The sequence below is a fragment of the Cellulomonas septica genome (assembly GCF_012396155.1).
In the GTDB taxonomy this organism is placed as follows: domain Bacteria; phylum Actinomycetota; class Actinomycetes; order Actinomycetales; family Cellulomonadaceae; genus Cellulomonas; species Cellulomonas septica.
Genome location: NZ_JAAXOY010000051.1, coordinates 1 through 10,212 on the forward strand (window position 1 = coordinate 1; position 10,212 = coordinate 10,212).

Genomic DNA, 10,212 nt, shown 5'->3' on the forward strand with positions numbered 1-10,212 from the left:
GGGGACGGGGACGGGGGTGAAGCCCGCCGCCGCGACGCGGTCGGGGTCGTGGCGGAGGCACGCGACGGTCCGGCGTGGGTCGTCGCCGGGGACGTCCGGCGCGACGAGCTCGGGCTGGACGTGCGCGCACGCGTCGAAGACGAACGGGCAGCGGGCACGGAACGGGCAGCCGGAGGGCAGCCGGGCGAGGTCCGGCGGGGAGCCGGGGATGCCGCCGAGCTCGCGACGCGGGCCGCGCAGCGGCGGGAAGGAGTGCAGCAGCCCGTTGGAGTACGGGTGGCGGGGACGGCGGTAGACGTCCTGGGCGGTGGCGTCCTCGACGATCTCACCCGCGTACATGATCGCGATGCGGTCGGCGATCTCGATGAGCAGGGACACGTCGTGCGTGATGAAGATGACCGAGAAGCCGAGGCGGTCGCGGAGCTCGGCGATCTGCTCGACGATCTGCCGCTGCATGACGACGTCGAGGGCCGTCGTGGGCTCGTCCATGATGAGGACCTGGGGGTCCAGGGCGAGCGCCATCGCGATCATGACGCGCTGCCGCATGCCGCCGGAGAGCTGGTGCGGGTAGGCGCGCAGCCGGTCGGGCGAGATGCCGACCATGTCGAGCAGGTCGGCCGCCCGCTCGAGGGCCTCCTTCTGCGACACGGACGGCCGGTGCGCCCGGATGGCGTCGGCGATCTGCCGCCCGACCCGGAACACGGGGTTGAGCGAGTTCATCGCGCCCTGGAAGACGATCGCGAGGTCCTGCCAGCGGGACGCGCGCAGCTCGGCGTCGGACATCGACAGGATGTCGGCGGTCGAGCCGTCGCGGCCGTGGAACAGGACCTGCCCACCGGTGATGAGGCCGGGCGGCGGAAGCAGCCGGGTCGCGGCGTAGGCGAGCGTCGACTTGCCGCAGCCGGACTCGCCCGCCAGTCCCAGGACCTCGCCGCGGTTCAGGGTGAGCGACGCCTGGCGCAGCACGTGCACCGGGTTCTCGTCGTAGCCGTAGTCGACGGACAGGTTGCGGATCTCCAGGACGGGATCGGCGACGGGCGCGACGCGCCCCACGGGCGAGAGCAGGCTCACGACCGGTCCTCCTTGGCCTCGTGCACGACCGGCGTGAAGCCGATGCGCGGGCGGATGCCGCGCTTGCGCAGCGTGCGGGCGTGCAGACCCGTCGAGCGCAGGCGCGGGTTGACGAACTCGTCGATGCCGAAGTTGATGAGCGTGAGGGCCATGCCGAGCAGGGCGATGCACAGGCCCGCGGGGACGAACCACCACCACGCGCCGCGCTGGAGCGCGAGGTTGCCCTGCGCCCAGAACAGGATGGTCCCCCAGTTCCACTCGGACACCGACGTGACGCCGATGAACGCGAGCGTGATCTGTGAGAGGACCGCGAACGTCACCGTGCCGACGAACCCGGCGGCGATGATCGCGGTGAGGTTCGGCAGGATCTCCGCGAGCACGATGCGCCAGGTCCGCTCGCCGTTGGCGCGTGCGGCCTCGACGAAGTCGCGCTTGCGCAGGGACAGCGTCTGGGCGCGCAGGACGCGCGCGCCCCACGCCCAGCCGGTGACCGCGATGACGGCGGCGACGGTGAGCCCACCCGCCGACGGGAGCTGGCCCGCGATGAGGATGATGAGAGGCAGCTGCGGGATCACCAGGAAGATGTTCGACAGCGCGGACAGCGTCTCGTCGCCCGCTCCCCCGACGAACCCGGCGGTCACGCCGATCAGGACGCCGATCACCGTCGCGAGCACGCCCGCCACGAGGCCGACGACGAGCACGCCGCGGGTCCCGACGAGCACCTGCGACAGGATGTCCTGCCCGAGGTGCGTCGTGCCGAACCAGTGCGCACCCGACGGCGGCTGGAGGATGTCCGGGCTCACGGCGCTCGGGTCGTAGGGCGCGATCCACTCGCCGATGACGGCGAGCACCGCGAAGAACCCGAGGATCGCCAAGCCCGTGATCGCCTTGCCGTTGCGCAGGAACAGGAGCTTGCGCTTGCCCGTGACGGGTGCGGTCGCGTCGGTGGCGACGTCCTCGGTGTCCGTGAGGACGGAAGTCTCGACGGCCATGTCAGCCCTCCTGCCGGGTGCGCGGGTCGAGCGCGGCGTAGACGAAGTCCGCGACGATGTTCGCGACCAGCACGGACAGGGTGATCACGAGGAAGCAGCCCTGCATGAGCGTGTAGTCGTGGTTGGTCGTCGCGTTGTAGAGCAGGAAGCCGATGCCCGGGTAGGAGAAGACCATCTCCATGATGAGCGTCCCGCCGACGATGAAGCCGAGGGACAGGGCGAACGACGAGATCTGCGGGAGCACCGCGTTGCGGGCGGCGTAGCCGAAGATCACGGCCCGCTCCGACAGGCCCTTGGCCTGCGCGACCGTCACGTAGTCCTCCGACGAGACCGTCACCATCATGTTGCGCATCCCGAGGATCCAGCCGGCGATCGACGAGACGACGATCGTGAGCGCGGGCAGCGTGCCGTAGTAGAGGACGGAGCCGATGAACTCGGGCGTGAACGCGGGCACCATCGAGCGGTCGTAGGCACCCGACGACGGGAACCAGCCGAGGTTCACCGAGAAGATCGCGATGACGACGAGCCCGAGCCAGAAGTACGGGACGGCGGAGAAGAACGTCGAGATCGGCAGCAGCGAGTCGGCCCACGTGCCGCGCCGCCACCCGATGCCCGTGCCGAGCAGGGTCCCGACGACGAACGCGATGATCGTCGCGACGCCGACCAGGCCGACCGTCCACGGGAGCGTCTGCTGGATCATCTCCGCGACGGGCGTCGGGTAGTACGTGAACGAGACGCCGAGGTTCCCGTGCAGCAGCAGGTTCCAGTAGTCGAGGTACTGCTGCCAGACCGACTTCTGCTCGTCGAGGCCGAAGAGCGTGCGGATCGCGGCCTCGGCGGACGAGTCCAGACGGCCCTGGCTCTTCGCCATGATCGCCTTGACCGGGTCGCCGGGCATGAGCCTCGGGATGATGAAGTTGATGGTCACCGCGGCCCAGGCGGTGACGACGTAGAAGATGCCGCGGCGGACGAAGAACCTCACCGGTCACCCTCCTTGGTCTCGACGGTGATGGTCTCGACGGCCGCCTCGTCGTCGGCCACGTGCAGCAGGTCGACGTCGATCGCCGGCCGCTCGCCGTACGCGTCGAGCACGTCGCCCAGCCGCGGCCGGTCGGGCCGGTCGGAGTACCCCCAGCACGCGGCCTCGCGCTCCTCGCCGACCGCGAGCAGCGGCGGCACCTCGGCGCGGCACAGGTCGACCGCGAACGGGCAGCGCGGGTTGAACCGACACCCGGACGGTGGGCGCACGAGCGAGGGCGCCTCGCCGCGGGCACCGCGGGCGCGTGCGTCGAGGTCGTCCGGGTCGGGCGCGGACCGCACGAGGAGCTGCGTGTACGGGTGCTTCGGGTCCTGCGTGACCGACTCGGAGTCGCCGGTCTCGACGATGCGCCCGGCGTACATGACCATCGTCCGGTCGGCGAAGTACCGGGCCGACGCGATGTCGTGCGTGATGTAGAGGATCGCGATCTGCAGGCGGTCACGCAGGTCGCGCAGCAGGTTGAGGATGCCGAGGCGGATCGACACGTCGAGCATCGAGATCGGCTCGTCGGCGAGCAGCACCTCGGGGTCCGCGGCGAGCGCGCGGGCGATCGCGACGCGCTGCCGCTGGCCGCCGGACAGCTCGTGCGGGAACTTGTCGACGTACCGCTCGACGGGCGTGAGCTGGACGCGCTCGAGCAGCGTCGTCAGGGCGTCCTCGAGGTCCGCGCCCCGCAGCTTCCCCTGGTGGATCCGGACGCTGCGGCTCAGCGTGTAGCGCACGGTGTGCACCGGGTTCAGCGACCCGAAGGGGTCCTGGAAGATCATCTGGACGCGCCGCACGTAGCGGCGGAACGCCCGGCGGCTGCGCGCGGTCGCGTCCTGGCCGTGCAGCAGGATCTGCCCGCTCGTCGCGGGCGTGAGCTGCGACAGCAGGCGGGCGATCGTCGACTTGCCCGAGCCGGACTCGCCGACGAGCGCGACGACGCGGCCGCGGTGCAGCGCGAGGTTCACGTCGTCGACCGCGTGCACGAGCGCACGGCGGCGCAGCGAGCCGGTGACGAAGTGCTTGCGCAGGTCGACGGCCTGCAGGACGGGGGTGTCGGCGGCGCCGGGGTCCGCCGGACGGGTGTCCGGCGTGGCGGGGAGGGTCATGGAGCTCACCTGTCGGCTGGTGGAGGGTCGACGCGGGGTGGCCCCGGGTGCGCGGGCGGGGAGTCGGCCGCACGCGCACCCGGGGACCGGGTCGGTCAGTCCTGCGTCGGCTCGAGCTTCATGACGATGCGCGCCGCCTGCGGACCCGTCGGCTGCGGGTTCGCGTACAGGTCGTCGGCCGTCGGGAAGCCCGTGTAGTTCTTCGTCGAGTACTGCGCGACGGCCGGGCGCGACCAGATGACCAGGCCGGGCACGTCCTCGACGTACGCCTTCTGGATCGTCTCGATCGCGGTCTGCCGCGCGGCGTCGTCGGACGCGCCCTTGAAGTCGGCCAGGGCCTGCGTGACGGCGTCGTTCTTGTACCGGCCGAAGTTCCACGTCGCCGTCTCGCCGAGCGGCACGTAGGAGTTGCCGTCCATGAGGTTGGCGTACATGTTCCACGGGGTCGCGCCGCCGTCGGTCCAGTGCAGCGTCGCCTGGAAGTTGCCGAACGGGATGATGTCGTTGAACCAGGCGTCCTGGTTCGCGGCGTTCACCGTGGCGTCGACGCCGAGCTCCGCCGCACCGGTCTTGATGAGGTCGAGCGCGGTCAGGTAGTCGTTCCAGCCGGCCGGGTTGACCAGCTCGAACGTCACAACCTCGCCGTCCGGGTCGACGAGCTTGTCGGAGCCGTTCCAGGTGTAGCCCGCATCGGTGAGGATCTGCTTCGCCTCGTCGACGTCGACCGTCAGCTCCTCGCCCTTGAACTCCGGCGCGAGGTACTGCTCGCCCGACGGCATCGGCATGCCGGTCACCGAGTCGATGACGGGCCACACGCCCGAGCCCGCGAGCTCGGAGATCTGCGCGCGGTCGACCACGAGGTTGAGCGCCTTGCGGAACGCGACGTCGTCGAACGGCTTCGTCTCGTTGTTGAGGTACAGGATGTCCGAGCCGAAGCCGCCGCCTGCGACCTGGTGGTGGTGGTCGGGGTCCTTCGCGATGAAGACGTCCTCGTAGTCCGCGATGAACGTCCAGCCCCACTGCGCCTCACCGGTCGTGAGGGCCGTCGTGAGCGCGTTGTTGTCGTTGTACGAGGAGTACTGCAGCTTCGCGACCTTCGGCTCGCCGCCCCAGTAGTCGGGGTTCGGGACGAGCGTCGCGGCCTGCGGCGTCCACGTGTCGAGCAGGTACGGACCGGTGCCGACGGGCTCGGTGTCCGTGTACGTCGTCGGGTCCTGGTCCTTCCACACGTGCTCGGGGACGATGACCTGCTGCAGCAGCTTGACCTGGTTGACGTACTGCGACTCGGTGAACGAGATCGTCACCGTGCCGTCCGCGTTCTCGACCTTGTCGATCTGGTCCGGGAAGTTGTTGTTGATCGCCGGGTAGTCGATGAGCAGCTGCAGCGTGAACGCGACGTCGTCCGCCGTGAACTCTTCGCCGTCCGACCACTTCACGCCGTCGCGCGGGGTGATCGTCGCGGCCGTGTAGTCGTCGTTCCACTCGACCGACTCCGCGAGCCACGGCTCCGGGTCCTCGAGCGGGTTCACGTCGTTGACCTGCATGAGCGACTCGTAGATCACCCACGCGTAGCCGAGCGACTTCGCCGCCGAGCCGGTCGGGATCAGCGGGCTCTGGTTCTCGTTCTGCGGGCCGTTCGGCATGCCGACCGTCAGGACGGCGCCGTCACCGCCGGTGCTGTCGTCCGACGTGCCGCCGCCACCCGAGCAGGCGGTGGCGAGCAGCGCGACGGTCGCGACACCGGCCACCATCGTTGCGAGCTTGCGCGTTCTCACGAGTGCCTCCTTGCACTGACTGCTGGTTGTGGGGTCCTGCGGTGCTGCGCTGTGGGATCAGGGGGCGGGCGACGCCGGGATGTCGACGTCGACCGTGAGGCGCAGGTCGCCCGAGGAGCGACCGACGCGGAGCGTGTACGTCCCGGCCGGGGTGACCCAGCCGTGGCCTGCGGTGTCCCAGGTGCGCAGCGCGTCGGCGCGCACGTGCACCCGGGCGGTCGTGCGCTCGCCGGGGGCGGCGTGCACGACGGTGAAGCCACCGAGCCAGCGGACCGGGCGGTCCGGGCTCGGGGCAGGGGGCTCGACGTAGACCTGGACGACCTCGCGGCCGGCGCGGGGTCCGGTGTTGACGACGGTGACGTCGAGGGCGATCCCGTCCTCGCGCTCGTCGGTGCCGGCGACGACCACCGACTCGTGCTCCCACGTCGTCCACCCGAGCCCGTGCCCGAACGGCGCCGCGGGCGTGCGGCCGAGCCGCAGCCACGACCGGTACCCGACGTGCACGCCCTCGTGGTACTCGATCACGCCGTCGACGGGGACCGCGTCGGGCACGGGCACGTCGTCCTCGTGCGCGGGCAGCGTCCACGGCAGCCGGCCCGACGGCTCGGTGGCGCCGGTCAGCACGTCCGCGAGCGCCTCGGGCCACTCCTGCCCGCCGAGCCACGCCCACACGACGCACGGCACCTCGTCGAGCCACGGCAGCAGCACGGGCGCGCCGGCGTTGACCACGACGACCGTGCGCGGGTTGGCGGCGAGCACGGCCTTGACGAGCTGGTCCTGGGTGCCGGGAAGCGCGAGCGACGTGCGGTCGTACCCCTCGGACTCGATCTCCTCGTTGGTGCCGACGACGACGACCGCGAGGTCCGCGGCCTCGGCGGCGGCGACGGCGTCCGCGAGCAGCTCGTCGGGCGACGTGCCGGGCACGCGGTGGACGAGCTCGGCGCGCGCGAACGACGCGTACCCGACGGGGTGGACGGCCTGCACGTGGGCGTCCACGTCGACGGTCGTCGGCTCGGTCACGTCGAGCACGAGCGTCGCGGGGACGGGCTGGTTGACGGACGAGTCGAGGATGACCTCGGCGCCGACGACCTGGTCGCCGGTCGAGACGACCTGCCCGCCGATGGCGACGAGGTGCCGCCCGACGGTGCCGACGCCGACCTCGTGCCGGCCGGGCTCGTCGAGGCGGACCGTGGTGCGCAGGCGGACGGTCACGGCGTCGTCGCGGACGTCGCGCAGCCAGCCGCCCCACGTCGTGGTGGTGTGCGCGTCGAGGACCGTGCCGTCGGCGTCGAGCAGCTCGACCAGCACCCCGGTGTCGCCGTCAGGCGACGTGCAGCGGCCGGCGAGGTCGAGCTGCGGCGGCAGCAAGCGGGACACGGCACCGGGATGCACGTCGACGTGCGCGCCGACGAATGCGCCGGTCAGGGCGTCGCGCGGGGACGACGAGCGCTCGGGCCGGACGTACGCGGAGCCGCCGCCCTGCACGAACGGGCTCACGGCGTTGGGGCCGAGCAGCGCGATGCGGCGGACGTCGTCGGCAGCGAGCGGGAGCGCGCGCTCGTCGTCGCGCAGCACGACCATCGAGCGGCCGACGAGCCGGCGCAGCGTGCCGCGCACGTCGACGTCGGCGACCTCGTCCCGGTGCTCGCCGGAGGCCTCGACACCGTCGAGCGCCCCCACCCGCTGCGCGAGGCGCAGGATGCGCAGGACCTTGTCGTCGAGCACGGCCTCGCTGACGCGGCGCGCGCGGACCGCGTCGAGCAGCCCGTCGCCCCACGGCCCGTCCGGGCCGGGCATCTGGAGGTCGAGCCCGCCGTACGCGGCCTGCTCGACGGTGTTCGTCGCGACCCAGTCGGACACGACGACCCCGTCGAAGCCCCACTCGTCCTTGAGGACGCCGGTGAGCAGCGGCCGGTGCTCGAGGACGGGCGCGGCGGTCGTGCCGTCGTCGACGCCCGAGTACGCGCCCATGACGGACCACGCGCGCGCCTCGCGGACCAGCCGCTCGAAGGGTGCGAGGTAGACCTCGCGGAGCGTGCGCTCGTCGACGCGGGACAGGTAGGTCGTGCGCTCGGTCTCGGAGTCGTTGGCGACGAAGTGCTTGACGCACATGCCGACGCCGCGGTCCTGCGCGCTGCGCACGACGTGCACCGCGATCTCGCCCGTCAGGACGGGGTCCTCGGAGTAGCACTCGAAGTGCCGGCCGCCGACGGGCGTGCGCTGGAGGTTGACCTGGGGCGCGAGGACGACGTCGACGCCGTGCCGGCGGGCCTCGGCGGCGAACAGCGCACCGACCTCGTCGGCGAGGTCCACGTCCCACGTCGCGGCGAGGGCGCTGGGGGCGGGGAACGACGCGGCGGTCTCGGTGGGGTCGTCGCTCACGCCGCGCACACCGGCGGGGCCGTCGGAGACGTGCATCGCGCGCAGGCCGATGTGCTCGATCGGGGTCGTGGACCACAGGCCCGCCCCGACGACCAGACGCACCTTCTCCTCGGTCGTGAGCTGCCGGAGCAGCCCGTCGAGGTGGGCGTCGGGCCGGGTGGCCGCGGTGGTGTCGGTCGACACGGGATGTTCTCTCCGTCCGGACGTCGTCGTTGCCGTCGTGCGCAGTCAAGCACAACTTACTGACTTGTTAGTAAGTCGGTAGGTCACAGTATGGTTTCGGCCATGGACGACGCCGTCACCCCCGGGACGGGCTCCCCCGCGCCCGCCAAGCGCACCCGCCGACCCCGGCAGGCCACCGCCGAGCGCCGCGCGGAGATCCTGCGCGCCGCCGCGCACACCTTCGGGTCGAAGGGCTACAAGACCGGGTCGCTCGCCGAGGTCGCCGAGCAGGTGGGCATCACGCACGCGGGCGTCCTGCACCACTTCGGGTCCAAGGAGCAGCTGCTCGTCGAGGTCCTCGAGTACCGCGACAAGGAGGACGTCCGCGACCTCGAGGGCCAGCACATCCCCGGCGGCATCGAGCTGTTCCGGCACCTCGTGCGGACCGCCCGCATGAACGCCGACCGGCGCGGCATCGTCCAGGGCTACACCGTCCTGACCGGCGAGTCCGTCACGGAGAACCACCCCGCGCGCGGCTGGGTCACCCACCGCTTCAGCATCCTGCGCGGCGAGATCGCCGACGCGATCGGCGAGGTCGGCGGGCCTGACGTCGACCGCGAGACCGCCGAGCGCGCCGCGAGCGCGATCATCGGCGTCATGGACGGTCTGCAGGTGCAGTGGCTGCTCGACGACGCCGTCGACCTGCCCGAGTCCACCGCGTTCGCGATCGAGGCGATCCTCACCGCGGCGCTCGCCGGCACGGGCAGGCCGCACCCGCTGCACTGACCTGCGGCGACGCCGTCGCGCGCCGCGCTCAGCAGATTCACAGGAACGCTTCAGGGGCGGCCAAGGTCGCGCACCGACGATCAGGTCATGACGACCTCGACCCTGCGCCGGCCCGACACCCTCACCCGCGCCGACGGCTCCCCCGTCCGGGCGCTCGTCGTCGACGACGAGCCCACCCTCGCCGAGCTCCTGTCCACCGCCCTGCGCTACGAGGGCTGGACCGTCGAGCACGCGCTCACCGGGCACGCCGCGATCCGGCAGGCCAAGGCGTCGACCCCCGACGTCATCGTGCTCGACGTCATGCTCCCCGACCTCACCGGCCTCGAGGTGCTGCGCCGCATCCGCGCGAGCCACCCGCACGTGCCCGTCCTCTTCCTCACCGCCAAGGACGCCGTCGAGGACCGCATCACCGGCCTCACCGCCGGCGGCGACGACTACGTCACGAAGCCGTTCAGCCTCGAGGAGGTCGTCGCGCGACTCCGGTCCCTGCTGCGTCGCGCCGGCGCCGTGTCCGCGCGCGAGGAGGCCGTGCTGACCGTCGGCGACCTCACGCTCGACGAGGACTCGCACGAGGTCACGCGCGGCGGCGACGACATCCGCCTCACCGCGACCGAGTTCGAGCTGCTGCGCTACTTCATGCGCAACCCCAAGCGCGTGCTCTCCAAGGCGCAGATCCTCGACCGCGTGTGGCAGTACGACTTCGGCGGGCAGGCGAACATCGTCGAGCTCTACGTCTCCTACCTGCGTCGCAAGATCGACAAGGGCCGCACCCCGATGCTGCACACCCTGCGCGGCGTCGGGTACGTGCTGAAGCCCGCGTGACCGGCACCCGCCCTCAGGCGAGCGGCTCGCCGGCCGGGCTCGTCGCGCGGCTGCGCCTCCGGGCGACGGTGCTGCGCGACCGCGCGACC

Annotated in this window: 8 protein-coding genes; 2 read left to right on the forward strand and 6 right to left on the reverse strand. The window is 71.9% G+C overall.

Annotation, left to right across the window (positions count from 1 at the left end; translation table 11 throughout):
- The 6 genes from HGA02_RS03970 to HGA02_RS03995 all read right to left on the reverse strand — a co-directional run.
- On the reverse strand, positions 1–1,071 hold a 1,071-nt coding region (locus tag HGA02_RS03970), incomplete at its 3' end, for an ABC transporter ATP-binding protein (protein ID WP_343035256.1).
- Positions 1,068–2,063 (reverse strand): ABC transporter permease, encoded by a 996-nt coding sequence (locus tag HGA02_RS03975; RefSeq protein WP_168677804.1) that lies wholly within the window; start codon positions 2,061–2,063, stop codon positions 1,068–1,070. The genes HGA02_RS03975 and HGA02_RS03970, both read right to left, overlap by 4 nt.
- Position 2,064: 1 nt before the next feature.
- Complete coding sequence (locus tag HGA02_RS03980; protein ID WP_168677806.1) at positions 2,065–3,045, reverse strand: ABC transporter permease subunit; 981 nt, start codon at positions 3,043–3,045, stop codon at positions 2,065–2,067.
- A complete protein-coding gene (locus tag HGA02_RS03985) occupies positions 3,042–4,196 on the reverse strand; it encodes an ABC transporter ATP-binding protein (protein ID WP_168677808.1) in 1,155 nt (384 codons plus the stop codon). Before HGA02_RS03985 ends, HGA02_RS03980 begins: the two co-directional genes overlap by 4 nt.
- 95 nt (positions 4,197–4,291) lie before the next feature.
- Positions 4,292–5,971 carry an ABC transporter substrate-binding protein gene (locus HGA02_RS03990; protein ID WP_168677810.1) on the reverse strand — a complete coding sequence of 560 codons (1,680 nt, stop codon included), beginning with the start codon at positions 5,969–5,971 and terminating at the stop codon, positions 4,292–4,294.
- 57 nt (positions 5,972–6,028) lie between these two features.
- Positions 6,029–8,536: a beta-d-glucosidase gene (locus HGA02_RS03995; RefSeq protein ID WP_168677812.1), complete on the reverse strand. Its 2,508-nt coding sequence runs from the start codon at positions 8,534–8,536 to the stop codon at positions 6,029–6,031.
- A gap of 90 nt (positions 8,537–8,626) precedes the next feature.
- On the opposite strand from HGA02_RS03995, the gene HGA02_RS04000 reads away from it, so the two are divergent.
- Together HGA02_RS04000 and HGA02_RS04005 are read left to right on the forward strand one after the other, a co-directional pair.
- On the forward strand, positions 8,627–9,301 hold the full coding sequence (locus HGA02_RS04000) for a TetR/AcrR family transcriptional regulator (protein ID WP_168677814.1): 675 nt from the start codon (positions 8,627–8,629) through the stop codon (positions 9,299–9,301).
- Positions 9,302–9,388: 87 nt separating this feature from the next.
- Entirely contained in the window at positions 9,389–10,123 is a 735-nt protein-coding gene (locus HGA02_RS04005; protein WP_168677816.1) for a response regulator transcription factor, read from the forward strand.
- Positions 10,124–10,212: the final 89 nt, after the last annotated feature.